18 protein-coding genes are annotated in these 17,461 nt (G+C 56.3%); 9 read left to right on the top strand and 9 right to left on the bottom strand.

The genetic code is table 11. From position 1 onward, the window contains the following. The 5 genes from M8010_RS01510 to M8010_RS01490 all read left to right on the top strand — a co-directional run bounded on the left by M8010_RS01510 (window position 1) and on the right by M8010_RS01490 (window position 5,732). Window positions 1-1,392, top strand: coding sequence for an MDR family MFS transporter (locus tag M8010_RS01510; RefSeq protein ID WP_250090080.1), 1,392 nt, complete (start codon window positions 1-3; stop codon window positions 1,390-1,392). 230 nt (window positions 1,393-1,622) lie between these two features. Further along, entirely contained in the window at window positions 1,623-2,192 is a 570-nt protein-coding gene (locus M8010_RS01505) for a TMEM165/GDT1 family protein (RefSeq protein WP_250087129.1), read from the top strand. Window positions 2,193-2,239: 47 nt separating this feature from the next. Next, a complete protein-coding gene (locus M8010_RS01500) occupies window positions 2,240-3,307 on the top strand; it encodes a L,D-transpeptidase family protein (RefSeq protein WP_250090078.1) in 1,068 nt (355 codons plus the stop codon). Window positions 3,308-3,444: 137 nt separating this feature from the next. Then, complete coding sequence (locus M8010_RS01495) at window positions 3,445-4,926, top strand: NfeD family protein (RefSeq protein ID WP_250087127.1); 1,482 nt, start codon at window positions 3,445-3,447, stop codon at window positions 4,924-4,926. After that, on the top strand, window positions 4,923-5,732 hold the full coding sequence (locus tag M8010_RS01490) for a slipin family protein (RefSeq protein WP_250087125.1): 810 nt from the start codon (window positions 4,923-4,925) through the stop codon (window positions 5,730-5,732). Before M8010_RS01495 ends, M8010_RS01490 begins: the two co-directional genes overlap by 4 nt. A 63-nt stretch (window positions 5,733-5,795) precedes the next feature. On the opposite strand, the gene M8010_RS01485 is transcribed toward M8010_RS01490, so the two are convergent. From M8010_RS01485 to M8010_RS01465, 5 genes are all read right to left on the bottom strand, one after another. Beyond that, window positions 5,796-6,077: an Lpp/OprI family alanine-zipper lipoprotein gene (locus tag M8010_RS01485; protein ID WP_250087123.1), complete on the bottom strand. Its 282-nt coding sequence runs from the start codon at window positions 6,075-6,077 to the stop codon at window positions 5,796-5,798. Between the two features lie 229 nt (window positions 6,078-6,306). Further along, window positions 6,307-6,813 carry a L,D-transpeptidase family protein gene (locus M8010_RS01480; RefSeq protein WP_502846197.1) on the bottom strand — a complete coding sequence of 169 codons (507 nt, stop codon included), beginning with the start codon at window positions 6,811-6,813 and terminating at the stop codon, window positions 6,307-6,309. 155 nt (window positions 6,814-6,968) lie between these two features. After that, window positions 6,969-8,684: a potassium/proton antiporter gene (locus M8010_RS01475; protein ID WP_250087119.1), complete on the bottom strand. Its 1,716-nt coding sequence runs from the start codon at window positions 8,682-8,684 to the stop codon at window positions 6,969-6,971. Window positions 8,685-8,735: 51 nt separating this feature from the next. Continuing rightward, window positions 8,736-10,046 (bottom strand): NAD(P)/FAD-dependent oxidoreductase, encoded by a 1,311-nt coding sequence (locus M8010_RS01470; protein WP_250087117.1) that lies wholly within the window; start codon window positions 10,044-10,046, stop codon window positions 8,736-8,738. 31 nt (window positions 10,047-10,077) lie between these two features. Beyond that, on the bottom strand, window positions 10,078-10,683 hold the full coding sequence (locus M8010_RS01465) for a TetR/AcrR family transcriptional regulator (RefSeq protein ID WP_250087116.1): 606 nt from the start codon (window positions 10,681-10,683) through the stop codon (window positions 10,078-10,080). A gap of 124 nt (window positions 10,684-10,807) precedes the next feature. On the opposite strand from M8010_RS01465, the gene M8010_RS01460 reads away from it, so the two are divergent. Then, window positions 10,808-11,362: a carboxymuconolactone decarboxylase family protein gene (locus tag M8010_RS01460; protein ID WP_250087113.1), complete on the top strand. Its 555-nt coding sequence runs from the start codon at window positions 10,808-10,810 to the stop codon at window positions 11,360-11,362. A 32-nt stretch (window positions 11,363-11,394) separates the two neighbouring features. Here the strand turns inward: M8010_RS01460 and M8010_RS01455 are convergent, their stop codons facing one another. Together M8010_RS01455 and M8010_RS01450 are read right to left on the bottom strand one after the other, a co-directional pair. Continuing rightward, a complete protein-coding gene (locus M8010_RS01455) occupies window positions 11,395-13,497 on the bottom strand; it encodes a NosR/NirI family protein (RefSeq protein ID WP_250087111.1) in 2,103 nt (700 codons plus the stop codon). Between the two features lie 138 nt (window positions 13,498-13,635). Beyond that, window positions 13,636-14,373, bottom strand: coding sequence for a spermidine synthase (locus tag M8010_RS01450; RefSeq protein ID WP_250087110.1), 738 nt, complete (start codon window positions 14,371-14,373; stop codon window positions 13,636-13,638). A gap of 92 nt (window positions 14,374-14,465) precedes the next feature. Here M8010_RS01450 and M8010_RS01445 point away from each other — a divergent pair, with 92 nt between their 5' ends. Then, a complete protein-coding gene (locus M8010_RS01445; protein ID WP_250087107.1) occupies window positions 14,466-15,314 on the top strand; it encodes a putative RNA methyltransferase in 849 nt (282 codons plus the stop codon). On the opposite strand, the gene M8010_RS01440 is transcribed toward M8010_RS01445, so the two are convergent. Beyond that, window positions 15,311-15,745: an ankyrin repeat domain-containing protein gene (locus M8010_RS01440; RefSeq protein ID WP_250087104.1), complete on the bottom strand. Its 435-nt coding sequence runs from the start codon at window positions 15,743-15,745 to the stop codon at window positions 15,311-15,313. The two genes, M8010_RS01445 and M8010_RS01440, sit on opposite strands and share 4 nt — an antisense overlap. 112 nt (window positions 15,746-15,857) lie before the next feature. Here M8010_RS01440 and M8010_RS01435 point away from each other — a divergent pair, with 112 nt between their 5' ends. Both M8010_RS01435 and M8010_RS01430 read left to right on the top strand, forming a co-directional pair. Further along, entirely contained in the window at window positions 15,858-16,481 is a 624-nt protein-coding gene (locus M8010_RS01435; RefSeq protein WP_250087101.1) for a YbhB/YbcL family Raf kinase inhibitor-like protein, read from the top strand. 49 nt (window positions 16,482-16,530) lie between these two features. Continuing rightward, complete coding sequence (locus tag M8010_RS01430; protein ID WP_250090077.1) at window positions 16,531-17,190, top strand: TVP38/TMEM64 family protein; 660 nt, start codon at window positions 16,531-16,533, stop codon at window positions 17,188-17,190. On the opposite strand, the gene M8010_RS20075 is transcribed toward M8010_RS01430, so the two are convergent. Then, on the bottom strand, window positions 17,149-17,400 hold the full coding sequence (locus M8010_RS20075) for a TonB-dependent receptor plug domain-containing protein (protein WP_502846187.1): 252 nt from the start codon (window positions 17,398-17,400) through the stop codon (window positions 17,149-17,151). The genes M8010_RS01430 and M8010_RS20075 overlap by 42 nt on opposite strands. Window positions 17,401-17,461: the final 61 nt, after the last annotated feature.

Raw genomic sequence — 17,461 nt, 5'->3', positions numbered from 1 at the left:
CTGAGTGATAACACGGTTGAGGGCCTGAAAGCCCGATACGGTGAACGCTGGCGCTGGCTTGCCGTGGCCACGGTGATGTTGGGCACCATGGCAACCGTGCTGAGTGCGACCGTGGTAAACGTTGCCCTTCACGACATCATGCTGGAATTCGGTATTCGCCAGGGTCAGGTTCACTGGCTGGCCACCGGATTTATCGCAGCCATGACGACCACCATGCTGGCGTCGTCATGGCTGCTCGACCATTTTGGCGTTCGCAAGACCCTGGCTACGGCCATGCTCCTGTTTACGCTGATATCCCTGCTGGGCGGTTTTGCATCTTCACCGGAACAACTGATCGCGGCCCGTATCGGACAGGGCGCCATGGCAGGGCTGATGCAGCCCATGGGCATGTATCTGGTGTTCCGGATCTTCCCGCGCAACCGGCGCGGCCAGGCTATGGGCATCTATGGCATGGGCGTCATTCTGGCCCCTGCCTTGGGGCCGGTATTGGGCGGCTTTCTGGTGGACCAGCTGGATTGGCGCTTCGTTATGTTTGCGCCAGTACCAGTTACCCTGGCCGGCGTGTTCATGGCCTGGCGTTTTCTTCCGGTTCCGGTTTCCCGCCCGCTACCTTACCGGTTTGACCTGCCCGGGCTGGCGTTGCTGGGCGCCACTATCGGGTTGTCCCTGGATGCCCTGAACCGGCTGCAACAGTTCAGCGGACAGGAAGGACGGATTCTGGTTGAAGGTGTCATGGCGCTCTTCCTCCTGTTCCTGTTCGTGGTCCGTGAACGCAAAGCCCGATATCCATTGGTCAATATTGGCCTTTTGCGAAGTCCCAGTTTTGTATATGCCAATCTGGGGGCCATGGCTCTGGGGCTTGCGCTGTTTGGCTCCACTTATCTTGTACCGCTGTTTGTCCAGACGTCCCTCGGCTTTTCCGCAACCCAGGCTGGCCTGCTGATGCTGCCCGCGGGCATTGTACTGGGTATGACCTTTCCCCTGGCCGGTCGACTGGCGGATCGTTTGAGTGCCCGTAAACTGGTTATTTTCGGAATTATCCTGTTTGCCGCCTCCGCCATTCTGTTCGCGCTTTCGGATCTGCAGCTGGCCTTTGGTTGGCTGGCCCTGTGGACAGTGCTGGGACGTATCGGTATCGGCTTTATGCTGCCGGCTCTATCCACGGGTGCCCTGAACCCCTTGGCACCGGAACAGCTGGGCGCCGGTTCCAGCACGATCAACTTCACGCGCCAGCTCGGTGGCGCCTTTGGCGTGAACATTGTGGCGCTGACCATTGAGTTTGGCGATCATAGTGGCGGCATACCTACTATCGACGCCTTTCATTCCGCCTGGTGGCTGGTGGCAGTTTTCGTGGCGGTGGCCGCGATTCCAGTATGGAAAATGCGCGTATAGTTGTCATTCCCGAAGCAATTGATTAAGATTTCCGCACTCTTCAGGGGAGTAGCCTCCGTGCCGGTCGGTTTTGATGGCGCGGATGGTAGTCAACACACTTGGAGCTCAATCTCCGTGGCTATCATGTTTCACCCGGACAGCGGTGGAACTGGCAAGACCTGAGGCAGTTTCACCTCCATTGGGCGGACGGTGAGCTGCCTCATGTCTGAATGTCCGCCCCGGAGTTTTTCATGGACGCTTTTCTTGCCTCAACCGTGGCGGTTGCCATTGCAGAAATCGGCGACAAGACCCAGTTACTCTCGTTATTCCTGGTCGCCCGCTACGCCAGACGCCTGCCCATCATCCTGGGCATCTTTGTTGCCACCATACTCAATCATGCCCTGTCGGCTTTTTTGGGCGCCTGGATAGCACAGTGGATACCGAAAACCTGGTTACCCTGGATCCTGGCTGTCAGCTTTGTGGCTATTGCCCTGTGGTTACTGATTCCGGACAAGGATGGCAGCGAAGACTCCGCCTTTCTCGGCATGGGTGCTTTCATGGCGACGACCATCATGTTTTTCCTGGCGGAAATTGGTGACAAAACCCAGATAGCGACTGTGGTTCTGGCGGCCCGGTATACCGAGACCTTCTGGGTTATTCTGGGAACCACAGTTGGTATGCTTTTAGCCAATATACCGGTTATCATGGCTGGTAAATGGCTTATGGATCGGCTGCCACTGGCGACGGCCCGGATCGGGGCAAGCATTCTGTTCCTGATTCTGGCAATTGTTACTTTGTGGACAGCCCTGATGTCGGTTTGACCCGGCGTGTCAGCAACCTGAAATGCCGGATACCGGATTTGAAACTTATGGTTTGTAAACAGTTCACTGGCTTCATCGTCTTCTGGCTCGCACTGGTGCTGGCCCCCTCACTACAGGCGGAATCCGAGCGACAGGCTGCGGGTGAAGAGCTCAGTGGCGAAAACTCCGAGGATGAGATCTCCAATAAGCCCCGCGTACCGACATTCGATATCGAGGGTGATCTGGCCGGGCAGCTGTCGGTAATCTCGACCCGCTATGAAGATACGTTCGCTGCGATCGGTAATCGCGATAGCCTGGGCTATCTTGAGCTGGTGAAAGCCAATCCGGGGGTGGACCCCTGGCTTCCTGGTGAAGGTACCCGCATTACCGTACCCCGTCACTATGTGTTACCCGACGTGGAGCGAGAAGGTATTGTCATCAATCTGGCCGAGTATCGTTTGTACTACTTTACCGAGAACGGTGTTCAGGTGTACCCGGTAGGTGTTGGCACAGAGGATAATCCTTCGCCGCTCACTGATGCCAAAGTGACTATGCCTCTGGAGTCGCCTGCCTGGTATCCGCCTGCGAGTATCCGCGCTGAGTACGAGGCGTCAGGAGATTATCTGCCAAGAATGATTCCCCCGGGGCCAAACAATCCCCTCGGAACCCATGCGCTGATGCTGAGCGAAAAAGGTTACCTGATTCACGGTACCAACAAGCTGTTCGGAGTTGGAATGCAGGTCAGCCACGGATGTTTCCGCATGTATAACGAGGATATATCCCGGTTTGTGTATCAAGTCAGCAAGGGTACGCCAGTGCGGGTCATCAGGGAGCCGGTAAAGATTGGTATGAAAGGTAATGAAGTGTGGTTGGAAGTACACCGGCCAAAAGAGGACTACAGCGAGCAGGACCGTGAGAAGCTTTGGCGCGAAGTTTCAAACGCTGTTGAAGGTTTCCGCAGCAAAATGCCCGGCGTGGAAGTTAAGCGTATGGCCATTGAGCTTGCCGTGGACCAGGCTGACGGACTACCACGGATGATTGGTGAGCAGGTTACCCGGGTAGCCAATGAAGGTACCGAGCCGCTGCGAAACACCCCTGACGAAAACAACGGCAGAGAACAGCGTCTATGGTTCTGATCACTGCCGCCGATACGTGTGTGTGACCCTTATCCCGACTATATTCGTACTAGAGTAAGTGAAAAAGTGAATCGTGCGCCTTTTATCGTGGCCCTGGCCCGCCTGTTCTGATCCGTTGAGCGGATTCGGGAGGAGTGATGAACGCAAACCGAGCCACCCGATCAATTCCGTCCAGCCGCTTGCAATGGTGGCTGGCTACCTTCCTCCTCGGCCTTGTTCTTTCCCTGGGTTCGCTGACCCATACCGTCTTCGCACAACAGGAAGATGACTCCCCCATCGGTCTTGTCCTCACTGTCGACGGTGCCATAGGCCCTGCCACCATGGATTATGTGGTGCGGGGTATTCGCCGTGCCGAATCTGAAGGGGCTGAATTGGTGATTATCCAGATGGACACTCCCGGTGGCCTGATGGATTCCATGCGCGGCATTATCAAGGAAATCCTCTCGTCGCGGGTCCCGGTGGTCACCTGGGTTTCGCCTGCCGGTGCGCGTGCAGCCAGTGCGGGCACTTACATACTGTATGGCAGCCATGTGGCCGCCATGGCGCCGGCTACCCACCTGGGTTCCGCCACTCCGGTACAGATGGGTGGCCTGCCAGGCTCTGAAGAGTCTCCGCAGCAAGAAGAGGATACCGGGTCGGACAGTAGCGAGGGGCAGGAGAGCGAAGACGCGTCGCCCGGTAGCGAGTCTGATTCCGAAAAACGTCGGGGCGGCTCGGCGATGGAGCGCAAAGTTCTTGAGGATGCGGTCAGCTATATCCGCGGACTTGCAGAGCGCCACGGTCGTAACGCCGACTGGGCCGAAGAGGCGGTAAGAGAGGCGGTTAATCTGGGAGCTACGGAGGCTCTGGAAAAGAAGGTAGTGGATGTGGTTGCCGACAACATGACCAGTTTGCTGGAGCAGCTCGACGGTCATACCGTAAAAATGGCCGACGGTGAAAAAACACTCACCACAGCTAATATGCAGCTGACCAGGGCTGATCCGGACTGGCGTACCCGTTTGCTGTCGGTGATCACTGACCCGAACGTAGCGTATTTTCTGATGATCATCGGCTTCTACGGCATAATCTTCGAGCTGTCCAATCCGGGCGCTGTCTTCCCGGGTGTGATTGGCGCCATCTGCCTTATTCTCGCGCTGTTTGCCTTCCAGGTTCTCTCCGTCAACTACGCAGGCCTGGCGCTGATCCTGTTGGGGCTTGCCTTTATTGTCGGAGAAGCGTTCATGCCAAGCTTCGGAATATTAGGGGTAGGAGGTATTGTTGCTTTCGTGACCGGTTCCATCATTCTGATGGATGGTAGCCACCAGGATATTTCCCTGCCCACGATCGGCGGCACTGCGTTGGTCGTTGCTGGATTCACGCTCTGGACCGTCGTTCGTTTTATTGGCTTACGCCGGAAACATCCGGTCAGTGGCAGTGAACAGATCGTTCATGAGCAAGTGACAGCGCTTGATGGGTTCCGGGAGCAGGAGGGGCACTACAGAGGGCATGTCCGCCTGAGCGGTGAACGCTGGAATGCCGTGAGCCAGGCGCCTGTCAATGCGGGAGACCGACTGCATGTATCGAGCATTGAGGGGTTGACGGTCCATGTTGAACCCGAGCCAACGAAGGAGACGTTATGAATATTACCGACCTGATTCCCTATATCGCACCCACGGTGGTGCTACTGCTTATTCTGGGGGCAGCAATCAAGATCCTGCCGGAATACGAGCGTGGTGTGGTGTTTTTTCTGGGCCGTTTCCAGGGAGTCAAAGGCCCGGGCCTGATCATCGTTATCCCCGGCATACAACAGATCGTGCGGGTGGATCTGCGGGTTATCGTTCTGGATGTGCCCAGCCAGGACGTGATCTCCAAGGACAACGTCACGGTGCATGTCAACGCAGTGCTGTATTTCCGGGTGGTCGATCCCGAGCGTGCTATCATCCGGGTAGAGGATTTCGGCTCGGCAACCAGCCAGCTGGCGCAGACCACGCTGCGTTCGGTACTGGGTAAACACGATCTGGACGAGATGCTGTCCGAGCGCGACAAGCTCAATTCCGACATCCAGGAGATTATTGACTCCCAGACCGAAGAGTGGGGTATCAAGGTTGCCAATGTCGAGATCAAGCATGTTGACCTGAATGAGTCGATGATTCGTGCCATTGCACGGCAGGCAGAAGCGGAACGGGAGCGGCGCGCCAAAGTTATTCATGCCGAGGGCGAATTGCAGGCGTCGAAGAAACTGGTTGAGGCCGCGGAAGTCATGTCCAGGAATTCTGGCGCCATGCAGTTGCGCTACATGCAGACTCTGGCGGATATGAGCAACACCAACAGCTCGACGATTGTGTTTCCACTGCCGTTGGAAATGATGTCGACGTTTATGGGCAAGTCCTCTACCAAGACCTCCCCAGAGCCAGAGGCTCCAAAGAACGATAACGACGATTCATGACGGAGTGGAGTTTCAGGCACAAAAAAGGCCGGGATTTCCCGGCCTTCTCATGACGCAACAGCCTTACTTCTGGCTGGCACGCTCGAGCATGCGCTTGGCGCGCTCGTTGGCTTCGTCAGCAGCTTTCTGGGCAGCTTTGGCTGCGGCCAGAGCTTCGTCAGCTGTGCGCTGAGCGGAGCGTGCTGCGCTGGAAGCGCTGTTAGCGGTGTTCAGTGCATTGTCAGCAGTTTGCTCGGCGGAAGAAGCGTTTGCATTTGCTTCATCGATAGCGCCCTGGTCGTTAGTCGCACAACCTGCTGTCAGTGCGGTGGCCAGTGCAAACCCTGCGATCGTCAGTTTACGCATTGTAAATCCCCTTATTGGTCGTTTTATTTCCTGCGTTCCAGAAGTCGTTGTTGCAGACTTTCTGTCAAATCGGGGCCGATAGCGATAGCTGCTAACGGCGTCGTTAAACAGTGTAAAACACTCTGCACGAAAATGTTAACTAAGGATACGTAAAAGTTCCCAGGTTATGACAACAACTTAATTCTGCCGTAACGGTTTACGATGCAGGAATGGCGAAGGACCAGTGGTGTCAGGGAAGGATTCTGATGGGGGTTCCGTCGGCGACCAGTTGCCAGATTTCGTCCATTTCTTCATTACTGACGGCAATACAACCATCCGTCCAGTCCAGGCCCAGAAAAGCAAATGCCATGTCTCCCGCTTCGTTTGGCAGGCCGTGAATCATGATGCTGCCCCCGGGATCCAGGCCCCAGGATGAAGCCAGTTCGCGATCCTGTTTGTTCGGATAGGAAATATGGATGGACTTGTAGAAGTCGCTGTCAGGATTGCGCCAGTCCAGCACGTATTCCCCCTCGGGGGTGCGCTTGTCCCCCTCGAAAAGCTTGTGGCCGGACGGATTGTCACCGAGCCCGATGCGATAGCTGCGGACTACCTGCTCACCAGACAGCAGGTAAAGCCGGCGCTCCTCTTTGCGAACCAGCACCTCGCTGACCTCCGGTGCTTCAGCCATGGCGCCCATCGGCAATTCCGATGCGGTTGCCGGGCTGCCCGCAAAGGTGACCAGAAGGGCCAGGGCCATGATGCAGGTGGCTTTCAGATTGGTGATCACCGAGCCGGTAATTGGTAAAACGTTCTTCAATAGCATGCCGAATCATTCATTACTGTTTGTACACGTTATAGCACAGGAATTTTGTTAATCGAACCAATGTTTTGACGTGATTTTGTTAAAGAACTTTATTCATTGTCCATTTTCAGACCTACTTTTGTCACCCGGTCGGCCTCAGTTGCCCTGGCAACCAGCGTAACCGGCCCCAGTATTACCTTGTCACCCACGACAGGGTGTCCCTTGGTGCGGCGGGCAAAGCATTCGGCGAGTGACAGTTCTGGTGGCAATTCGTCGAACTCGATACCGTAGACCTGTTCCACATCACCTAGCAGGGCATCGCCATTGAGTACGAAATCACCGAAGAACGCTCGCTCTGCAAGATAACGCGGTGCATGCCGCCCGCTAAGGGCCTTGCCCAGTTCTGGTAGCACGGCTGGTGTGGCAAACATGGCCAGAACGTCGCCGGTGGATACTTCCAGATCCGGTGTGGGTTGATGGCAAGTGCGCTTGCGGAAGACGCCGGCAATGGCAGTATTGTCGGGAAGGCGCAGCTGTCCAAGTGGCTTTGGTGTTTCCCAGGCGGAACCTTTGAGTGGGAAAAGCATCAATTCGTGATCACCGGCAGCCGGAACGTCCAGAGGCAGGCGTCGATAGGGGTCTTCTCCAGTTGGAACCTCAAGCCGAAGTTTTCTTGCCAGTGGTGCCATGGTGGTGCCCTGTACCAACAGCGATACCAGCACGATGAAAAAGGCCACATGGAATATCAGCTGGGCCTGGGGAATGTCCGCAATGATCGGGAAAAGCGCCAGTACAATTGGTACTGCACCTCTCAAACCGACCCAACTGATAAAGCCCAGTTCACGACGGTTGAAGCCAAATGGCCAGAGTGTGGCCATTATTGTGATCGGCCGTATCAGGAAAATCAGCGCAAATGCGAGAACGAGCCCGCCGCCAGCCAGTGGTAACAGCTCAGAAGGTGTTACCAGCAAACCGAGCATCAGGAACAGGCAAAGCTGGGCCAGCCAGGCCAGGCCGTCATGAACCTGGAGTATCATCGGCATCATGCGCACGGGCCGGTTACCAATTACCACGCCGGTCAGATAGATTGCCAGGAAGCCGCTGCCACCCAGGGCATTGGTACCTGAAAATACCATGATGCCGGCGGCCACGACCAGGAGTGGGTAGAGTGACGGCGTGAGCCTGATGCGGTTGGCCATTTCTACCACAATGAACCCGCCGGCCACGCCCACGGCTCCGCCAATGCCGAACTGTTTTACCAGCATCACCAGGGCCATCCAGCCTTCGGAGGCGCCACCGGCCTCAATCATGGTAACCAGCATCAGGGTGAGGAAGATCGCCATCGGATCGTTACTGCCCGATTCGATTTCCAGGGTAGCGCTGACGCGCTCATTGAGATGAAGGCCGCGGCCCTGAAGCAGGGAAAATACGGCTGCAGCGTCTGTGGAGGAGATAATGGCGCCAATGAGCAGTGCGTTGAGCCAATGCAGATCAAACACCCACCAGGCCACCAGCCCTGCTCCGGCAGCGGTCAGAAACACGCCGAAACTTGCGAGGACCAGAGCCGGGCGTAATCCCACCCGGAAGGTTTCGGCCCGGGTGCGCATACCGCCATCCAGCAGAATGACACCAAGGGCCAGGTTGGCGATCAGGAATGCCAGCTCAAAGTCGTCAAACAGCAGGCCGCCGGGGCCGTCCTCCCCCATCATCATGCCGACAACAAGAAAGATCAGCAGTACCGGCATTCCCAGTCTGCTGGACAGCGGGCTGAGCATGATACTGATCACCAGCATCAGCGCGCCGATCAGGGTAAGAATCGGATCCATTCATGCTCCGGTTCGGGAGTAAACTTCGATAATAACAGTTTGGGCTTCGTGTCAGTGCAGTTTCAGGCGCGGATGCATGGCGCGGGTAATCCGGTCCATAAGCCAGATAATGCTGGTGCGAAGGAAACCGTGCAGAGCCACCTGATGCATACGGTACAGGGAGACGTAGAACAGGCGCGCTACTTTGCCTTCAATGTACATGCTGCGGCCCGAAAGGTTTCCCATCAGGTTACCGACAGTGGTGTAGCGGCTGAAGTTGATCAGCGAGCCATGATCGTTGTAGACGAAAGGCACCGCGTCCCCGCCTTCCAGGCGATTGCGCAGAGTCTTGAACAGCACATCTGCCTGTTGATGTGCTGCTTGTGCGCGAGGTGGTACCGGGCGATCCGAGTCTGGCTGTGGGCATTCCGCACAGTCACCGAAGGCAAAGATATCCGCATCGGTGGTGGATTCGAGCGTTTGTCTGACCTTTATCTGGTTGCCACGATTGGTCTCCAGTCCTTCCAGCTCTGACAGGAACTCAGGAGCCTTGATGCCCGCCGCCCATATGGTCATCTCGGAGGCAAGCTCGGTGCCATCCTTCATGACCAGAGTGCCCTCATGGATCTCACTGACGGGCTGGCCGGTCATCACACGGACATTCTGATGTTCCAGTTCACGGGTTGCAGCGGCAGACAGCCGCGCCGGTAGCGCGGGCAGTATTCGTTCAGCCGCCTCAATAACAGTGATAGAGACATCTTCAGGCCGCAGCTTGTTCATGCCGTAAACCGGCAGTTCCCGAGAAGCCAGGCGCAGTTCGGCGGCCAGTTCCACGCCGGTAGCGCCGGCACCGATGATGGTGATGGGCAGTTCATGGCCGTTGCCGGAATTGGCTTCGTGGTTTTTGCGCAGAAAAGCGTTGAGCATCAGGTTATGGAAACGCCGCGCCTGCTTGAGGCTATCCAGGAAAAGGCAGTGTTCCTTTGCGCCTGGGGTTCCGAAATCGTTGGCATTGCTTCCAACTGCAATTACCAGCGTGTCATAGCCAATGCGGCGCTCGGGTACTACTTCCTGCTCATCGCCATCGAGAAAGGGAGCAATCACCACTTCTTTTGCATCACGATCAAGCCCGTTCATCCGGCCCAACTGGAATTCGTAGTGATGCTTGCGTGCATGAGCGCGATAGTTGATCTCGTTGGCATTGGCATCCAGGGAGCCGGATGCTACTTCATGGAGTAACGGTTTCCAGACATGGGTCAGACCGGCATCCACAAGTGTTATTCGTGCCTTGTGTTTCTTTCCAAGCTTGTTGCCAAGGCGGGTGACCAGTTCAAGGCCGCCAGCGCCGCCACCTACGACAACGATATGGTGCAGGTTATCCATAACAGAGTGTTCCTGAAGTTAAAAAAAAGGCTCAGTGGCGGGCGCGATAGTAGTCCAGTATCGCTGCCATATCGTCCGCAAGTTCACGGACCTTTTCAGCGCTGATGTCCCGCTGGGCGAACGAGCGAAGACCAATAAGCTGCGCCTGAAGTAAACGCGCCAGCCTCGCGCAATTGGTGTCAGGCATCAGTTCGCCCCGGGTTTTTGCCTGCTCCAGCAGATCTGTCAGGGACTGTTCAATGACGCCCAGAATAGCGTTCGCCTGATCTGCGATGGCTGTGTTGGTATTGCTTGCCTCCAGCAGTGTTTTCACAATCATGCAGGCCCGGGATGGCGACACCTCTTCCGGGCTCGATCGGCGGGCAACATGGCGAAGGTAACTCTGCAGCCCATCCAGCACTGACGCAAACCCGGCCAGGTGTTCCTGAAGATCAACACCTCCCTGCTGTGCATAGGCAGCCAGGGCTTCTCCGAAAAGCCCATCCTTGTTCCCAAACGTGGCGTAAATACTTCCCGGGCGCATGTCCAGCGCCTGTTCGATCTGCTTCATGGAGGCGCCGTTGTATCCCCGCTCCCAAAACAGGTTCATTGCCTTTTCAAGGGCGACTTGTCGATCATACCGAGCATTTCTGGCCATTGCGTCTACCAACATCTGACGATTGTCATCTTTACTAATGATAACTTGAGTGAACGTTCAATAACAGTTACGGTAGAGGTGTAATTGAGTAATCATTCAAAAAAAGATTTCAGAGGAAAACGTTATGTCAGATTTCCCGATTCACGATGTGGAATCCGCACCGGAAAAATCCAGACCGCTTCTGGAGAATTCCCTCAAGGGCTTCGGCATGATTCCCGGGCTACATGGTGTGATGGCAGAAGCGCCAGGTGCGCTGGAGGCCTATCAGACACTCCATCAGCTAGTGCTGGACAGCAGCTTTGACAACGACGAGAAAACCGTAGTCTGGCAGACCATCAACGTTGAGAACGCCTGCCACTACTGTGTGCCCGCACACACCGGCATTGCCAAGATGATGGAAGTATCAGACGCCATCATCGAACCATTGCGCAATGAAACGCCTCTTCCGAGCGATAAGCTGGAAGCCCTGAGAACCTTCACCCTTGCGGTGATGAACAAGAGGGGTAATGTCAGCAAGGAAGACCTGGACGCGTTTTACAAAGCCGGCTATAAGCATCGCCAGGTTCTGGAAGTCATCCTGGTGCTCTCCCAGAAGACGCTGAGCAACTACATCAACCACATCGCGGAGACGCCGGTTGATGAACCGTTCCAGAAGTTTGCCTGGGAAAAGAAAAAGTAACCTGCTTGATGCTTTAAATCCACGGGTGCGGCTCAGCCCGCATCCGTCGCCAATATGTTTGCTTGGCGTTGGCGCTTTCTCTCCAGGCGCTTGTCCACGCACTGATCCCCATCTTTAAGAATGACCACGCACTCGAGACACTGAATACACTCGTCGTAGTCAATGCGGCCGTCTTTGCGGATGGCATCGATACCACAGCTGTTCTTGCAATGCTGACAGGGCTTTCCGCAAAGCTCTACCCGGTCCAGCCAGCTGAACAGGCGAAGTTTGCCAAGAACCGCTAACCCTGCCCCCAGTGGGCACAAATACCTGCAATAGAATTTGTGGATAAACATGCCGATCACCAACAGGCCTACGGCATAGAGCACAAAGGGCCAGGAGCGCACAAAGAAGAGTGTGATGCTGGTTTTGAAGGGTTCCACCTCCACCAGCTTTTCCGCCAGTTCCAGTGAATAAAAGGCAGTACCAACCAGTACCAGCAGAATCGGATATTTCAGCAGGATCAGCCTGCGGTGCCATTTCTCCGGCACCTTTACCTGCCGGAACTTCAGTTTCTCCCCCAGCCATGCGGCCATTTCCTGAAGTGCACCAAACGGGCACAGCCAACCACAGAACAGACCTCTGCCCCAGATGAAAAGACTGATGAACGTATAGATCCAGAGAATGAACAACACCGGGTCCATCAGGAACACGTTCAGGGAGAAGCCGTCCCAGATAGCCATGAACAGAGTGTAGATATTCACCACCGAAAGCTGTCCCTGGATGTAGAAGCCAATATAGAACAGCGTGAAGAACAGGAATCCCCAACGGAAGCGGTGGACCAGTTTTGGATAACGGCTCAGGGTGCGCTGGCGGGCAAAAAAGACCGTCAGAATAGTCAGGCTGGCGAGCAGTATTGCAATTGTCAGCCAGCGCTCTTTCCACAGCCCGATCCATACCGGTTGACGAGTGTCTTCCGGTCTGGGAGCAACCGCGACGGTTTCGAACAGCTCATCGGCGAAGGCGACCGGGATATCGAGTTGGGCGCTGTCGGCCACCAGGTGGTTTTTGCGCAGGGTAACGTTCATTTTTAGGGTGGATTCAGCACCCGGATTGAATCCGGCGTTGCCACCAACCCGGAACAACGAGGCCATTGCCACATCGGGCATGCCATCGATACCGAGACGGATGCGTTGATCAAACACGTTGATGTCGCGAATCTCGACGGCAAGGTTGTTCTGTTGTAACCCGAGCCGGTTTGGTGAGCTGCCAGGCGTGAAGTCGTCGGACAGGTGGGGATACAGGCCCCGGGACATAACCATCATAATTTGGGCATCCGGGCCGATTCGTTCTTTCAGTTGCGAAAAGCCCTCATCTCCCAGCAGGTTACGGCCCACCATGGGGGAGTTCACATAACCGAAAAACAATTCCGTGAAGGGTTCGCCGGGCTCTGGTTGCGGAGTTTCAGGATAGTCGGAAAGGGCGAATCCGGTTGCTGTCTCGAACCCGTCCGGGCTGAGACGGAAGTGGCCGATGTAACCGCGGTCAACCAGTTCCGACCAGGACAGCGGTTGGTAAAAGTCTGCCCGGGCTCGGGTTGGCGCCTCCTGACTGAATCCGTCCAGTTTTTCCCGCGCCACCTTGAGGGCTGACGACAGGATGGTATCGTTGATGATCAGAACTGATACCGTAGCCTTGCTCACGCCGTCAAAGCGCACTACATTGCCATCCGCATCCTTACCGGAGCGGTTGCCGCCGGTACTGACCACGATCTGTTCTGTCAGTGAGCGGCCCTCGTACTGATCAATGAACTCGAACAGAGGCTCTTCTCCAAGACCGTGGAGGAAGACCGGTTCATGATGATTGAGAATGCGGACGCCGGTAAACCGCCCGCGGGTGTCCAGCCCGATCAGCATGCTGATCGGTTTGCCGGCAAACCCCTGAAGGCGGCTCAGATCGAGGGACTCGTAGGCGTAACCCAGCAACTCCTGTAGCTGATACACGGGGTAAACCGGATAATCCGGCAGTTGCTCACGGATTTCAGTAGCCTTGGGGAACAGGTCCTGAATCATTGCCTGCTTGTCGTCGTCCAGCGCACTCTGCGCCGCCGGAGCAAAGCAGACAAGAACCAACAGCAGCAACAGCCGCCCGGGCATGGCATCTCTCCAGAGTTTTCTTTTTGTTTGTCAGTCCAATGCTAGAGGTTTGCCGGGCGGGCACAATGCTACCTGCGGGCTGTCGACGTGCTACTTTGTGAGGAGAAACGGAGTCCGATGGCCGGGCTTTGTGGCCGCTCAGGTAAGACGGATAACCCTCGCCATAAGCCGGCGCCAGTCAATGGGCAGGCTTTTTTCCAGACCCGCCAGTGCCGGGTCCTTTGAATGCAGTAGTTCAAAGGGGCGCTTGCTGGCGAAGATCACCGTGTTGTTGGTTTTGCTCTTGAACAGCAACAGAACGGCAAACTCACCGCGAAGCTGGCGGAAAAACGGGCCGTTAATGTCCGGTGTGCGGTGATAGTTGATGGCGAGCCAGCCATTGTCGCTGAGTGCCCGGCTGCATTGTCTGATAAACTCACGCTGCGCCTGTGTCGGGCTCATACGTTCGGAGCTGTAAAGGTCCGCGAGGATAAAGTCGGTGCTGCTGTTTGGTGCGTTGCCGAGGGCATCCCGGGCGTCGCCAATGGTGAGGCTCAGGTTTGCGGAGTCTGGCAGGCTGAAATACTCACGGGCTACTTGCAGCACGCTGGGGCGCAATTCCACCGCGTGAACCCGGCAGTCGGGCAAGAGGTGAAGCAGCGCGCTGGCCATCACCCCGCCACCCAGGCCCAGAATGGTTACGTGGGAAGGCCTTACGAAGGCTACCGGCAGCAGCATCGCGCGGCTGTATTCATGGACGGGAAGATGAGGTCTGCGGCGGTCGATTTTGCTCTGTTCAAACACCGAATCAAAGGTCATTACCCGATGTTTGCGATAGTCGATCACCAGAATGCCACCGAGAGCGTCCCGCGTATAATGGATAATCTCGCCCTTCACGGTGGTTTTCCTCGTCTGATCACTGCGACGCTATTCTGGGCATTTGCCCGGCGGTTCTCAAGCCAATTGGCCGAGCCGGAGTCTTCCATCCGATGATTGTGGCACCTTTCAACGGCCTTGCCTGTCCTCTTGATGGCGATCCCCTTGAGCCGGTGCAATCATCGTGGTGCTGCCCCACGGGCCATAATTTCGATCTGGCGCGCCAGGGATATTTGCATCTTTTGCCGGTACAGAAAAAGCGCTCCCGCGATCCCGGCGACAGCAAGGAGATGGTTGCGGCCCGCCGTCGCTTTCTGAATGCCGGTCACTACCAGCCTATTGCGGACGCGGTGAACCGCCTGATTCTGTCTGATGCTCCGGACCACGGCACGGCCCTGAATTGTCTCGATGCCGGTTGCGGAGAAGGCTACTATCTGCGGGCGCTGGCAAAGGCCGCGGAGGATAGCACCGCGCTGTCGCTGATGGGGTTGGATATCTCCAAGTGGGCCACCCTGGCGGCTGCGAAGCAGGACAAACGCCCTCGCTGGGTTGTCGGCAGTAATGCCAACCTGCCGGTGTTGCCCGGCAGCCTTGACCGGGTACTCTGCCTGTTCGGTTTTCCGGTGTACCCGGAGTTTGCCCGCGTGCTGAGGCCCGGTGGTGTGCTGTTGCAGGTGGATGCGGGGCCGGATCATTTGCGGGAGCTGCGGGAAATTGTCTATGAGTCGGTAAAGCCCGAAACTGCTACTCACAAATCAGTGCCTGAAGGTTTTGTGGAGGCGGATACGGAGGTGATCCGATATCAACTGGCTCTTGAAGAAAAAGAATCGATCAGTGATCTGCTGGCGATGACCCCCCATTTTTATAGAGCGACAGCCGAGCGACGCAGCAACGCAGAAGCGCTGACGGAGTTGTCGGTCACCATTGAGGTACGCCTGACCTGTTTCGTCCGTGAGGCTTAAGCGTTCTGCAAACGCTCAACCGCCGCCTCGGCTCCTGAGCTTTCTGCCAGGTCCAATGCCGTATGGCCGTTCGTATCAACGGATTGCTTGTCGGCTCCTGCTTCCAGCAAGCGCTCAATCAAATCAACACGATTGGACATGGCCGCGACCATCAGCGGTGATTGTAACTGGTTATCGCAAAGGTCGGGGTTGGCGCCCCTCTCCAACAACAGGCTGGCGGTTTCCAGGTGGCCGTTCCGACAGGCAAGCATCAGCAGGCTGTCGCCAGAACTGGTGCGGATGTCGATAGGTACGCCGGCTTCCAGCATGACATTCAGCGGGCCGGTTCCGCCATTTCTGGCCAGCTCGAACAGCCCCTGGGCGAAAGCGATAGCGTCCCGATCCTGCTGATTATCGGGGGTGGTGGGGCTGGCTGGTTTTTTATTGCTCACAGGCTCATCCTTACGTTAGCTGGAGATATGGATCTGGACAGAGCTACGATACCACTGTTAAAACCATGGTATCAGGCAAACAAAACACTTGAGAGTAAAGGAGACCAGAACGGTGAAAATCAAGGTTCGAGGTATTGAGGAAGGCCAGCCGGTGCCGGAGAAATTTGCGTTCGGTGTCTACAACGAACAGGACCATATGAGCTTTGGCCCTAACCGTAATCCGGAGGTGGTCTGGGAAGATGCGCCAGAGGGCACCAAAAGCTTTGTGGTGATGATGTTTGACCCGGACGTACCCAGTATTGCTGATGACGCCAACCAGGAAGGCAAAACTGTGTCGAAAGACATTCCCCGGGTGGATTTCTTCCACTGGCTGCTGGTGGATGTCCCTGCCACCACATCCCGCATTCCCGAAGGCGAAGACAGCGATGGTGTGATCCCCAAGGGCAAGGAACCCGGCCCGGGACCGTTTGGCATTCGCGGCGTGAATAATTTCACCCAGTTCCTGGCAAGCAATCCGGATATGGCTGGCACCTACGGTGGCTACGACGGCCCGTGTCCACCCTGGAACGATGAAATCATCCACCACTACCACTACGAAGTGCATGCTCTGGACGTGGAAAGTTTGGGGTTGGATGGGGAGTTTGACGGCGCGGCTGTGCGGGAAGCCATGGCGGGCCATGTACTGGCCAGTGCCCGGGTAACCGGTACCTATACGCTTAACCCGGACTTGCGCTAATGCAGGTAGCCCGGTGACGCTGCCTTCCGGCTGGCCGTTCAGGATCGGCATGGTTGCCGCAGTTGCTTTGCTGATGGCAGTACTGTGGCTGGTTCTGAGGCAGTTGGGCATGCCGGCGAGCCTGTCGCCGGATGCCCTGTCAGCCTGGATGAACGGGCAGGGTGCCTGGGGGCCGATGTTTCTGTTCCTGATGATGGTGCTGGCAGTGGTTGTAGGGCCTATACCCACCCTGCCTGTCAGTGCCGCATCCGGCCTTGCCTTCGGCATCTTTGCGGGTACAGCACTGGCTGCGATGGGCGCTCTGGCGGGTGCCATGATTGCATTCTTCATCGCCCGGATACTCGGCCGCGAAGCCCTGAAGCAGAAACTTTCCACAAACCCGGTTTTTGCCTCCGACGGCTCTCAGCGGCTGTTGTTCTGGATGGTTTTCCTGACCCGCCTGATTCCCCTGTTTTCCTTTGCCCTGATCAGTTACGCCGCTGGCGTGACCGCCATTCATGGCTGGCGGTTTGCGGTGGCATCCCTGTTGGGCATGTTGCCGATGACGTTTGTCTTTGCCGGGCTCGGAAACACCTTTGAGCTGAATCCGGCATTGACTGTTTCTGCAGCAGTAGTGGTATTGGTGATGATGAGTATTCTTCCCTGGTATCTGAGCCGAAAACCGCACTCACGGCTGGCCCGTTGGATGAACCTCTATAGGCAATCCTGAGGATTTTGGACAGGCCTGAACCTCAAGTATTCGTTGGTTCAGTTCGGTACGGAACAGTGGCGCGCCTTTTTCGTTCTTGCGGGTGATGATGTTGATAATGCCGCCGGTACCGCCGAAACCATAAACACCGTTTGAGCCCCGGATAACTTCGATACGTTCGATGGATGACGGATCAATGGAGTTCAGCGAATGCAGCCCGTCCCGGCGCATTGCTAAGCTACCGGCCAGTACTGGATATCGTACCGGCCGGGTTTGTGGAGCAGGTTAACCG

The organism is Marinobacter sp. ATCH36, assembly GCF_023555055.1.
GTDB lineage: Bacteria > Pseudomonadota > Gammaproteobacteria > Pseudomonadales > Oleiphilaceae > Marinobacter.
The sequence above is the reverse complement of the archived record's forward strand: the minus strand, read 5'-3'. Positions and strand labels throughout refer to the sequence as shown.

What these genes read in the sequence shown, in the direction of transcription:
- M8010_RS01490 (WP_250087125.1), top strand. Translation starts at nt 4,923, where the DNA reads ATGAATATTACCGACCTGATTCCCTATATCGCACCCACGGTGGTGCTA.
- M8010_RS01455 (WP_250087111.1), bottom strand. Translation starts at nt 13,497, where the DNA reads ATGCCCGGGCGGCTGTTGCTGCTGTTGGTTCTTGTCTGCTTTGCTCCG.
- M8010_RS01465 (WP_250087116.1), bottom strand. Translation starts at nt 10,683, where the DNA reads ATGGCCAGAAATGCTCGGTATGATCGACAAGTCGCCCTTGAAAAGGCA.
- M8010_RS01495 (WP_250087127.1), top strand. Translation starts at nt 3,445, where the DNA reads ATGAACGCAAACCGAGCCACCCGATCAATTCCGTCCAGCCGCTTGCAA.
- M8010_RS01460 (WP_250087113.1), top strand. Translation starts at nt 10,808, where the DNA reads ATGTCAGATTTCCCGATTCACGATGTGGAATCCGCACCGGAAAAATCC.
- M8010_RS01500 (WP_250090078.1), top strand. Translation starts at nt 2,240, where the DNA reads ATGGTTTGTAAACAGTTCACTGGCTTCATCGTCTTCTGGCTCGCACTG.
- M8010_RS01475 (WP_250087119.1), bottom strand. Translation starts at nt 8,684, where the DNA reads ATGGATCCGATTCTTACCCTGATCGGCGCGCTGATGCTGGTGATCAGT.
- M8010_RS01430 (WP_250090077.1), top strand. Translation starts at nt 16,531, where the DNA reads ATGGTTGCCGCAGTTGCTTTGCTGATGGCAGTACTGTGGCTGGTTCTG.
- M8010_RS01470 (WP_250087117.1), bottom strand. Translation starts at nt 10,046, where the DNA reads ATGGATAACCTGCACCATATCGTTGTCGTAGGTGGCGGCGCTGGCGGC.
- M8010_RS01445 (WP_250087107.1), top strand. Translation starts at nt 14,466, where the DNA reads ATGATTGTGGCACCTTTCAACGGCCTTGCCTGTCCTCTTGATGGCGAT.
- M8010_RS20075 (WP_502846187.1), bottom strand. Translation starts at nt 17,400, where the DNA reads ATGCGCCGGGACGGGCTGCATTCGCTGAACTCCATTGATCCGTCATCC.
- M8010_RS01485 (WP_250087123.1), bottom strand. Translation starts at nt 6,077, where the DNA reads ATGCGTAAACTGACGATCGCAGGGTTTGCACTGGCCACCGCACTGACA.
- M8010_RS01505 (WP_250087129.1), top strand. Translation starts at nt 1,623, where the DNA reads ATGGACGCTTTTCTTGCCTCAACCGTGGCGGTTGCCATTGCAGAAATC.
- M8010_RS01480 (WP_502846197.1), bottom strand. Translation starts at nt 6,813, where the DNA reads ATGGCCCTGGCCCTTCTGGTCACCTTTGCGGGCAGCCCGGCAACCGCA.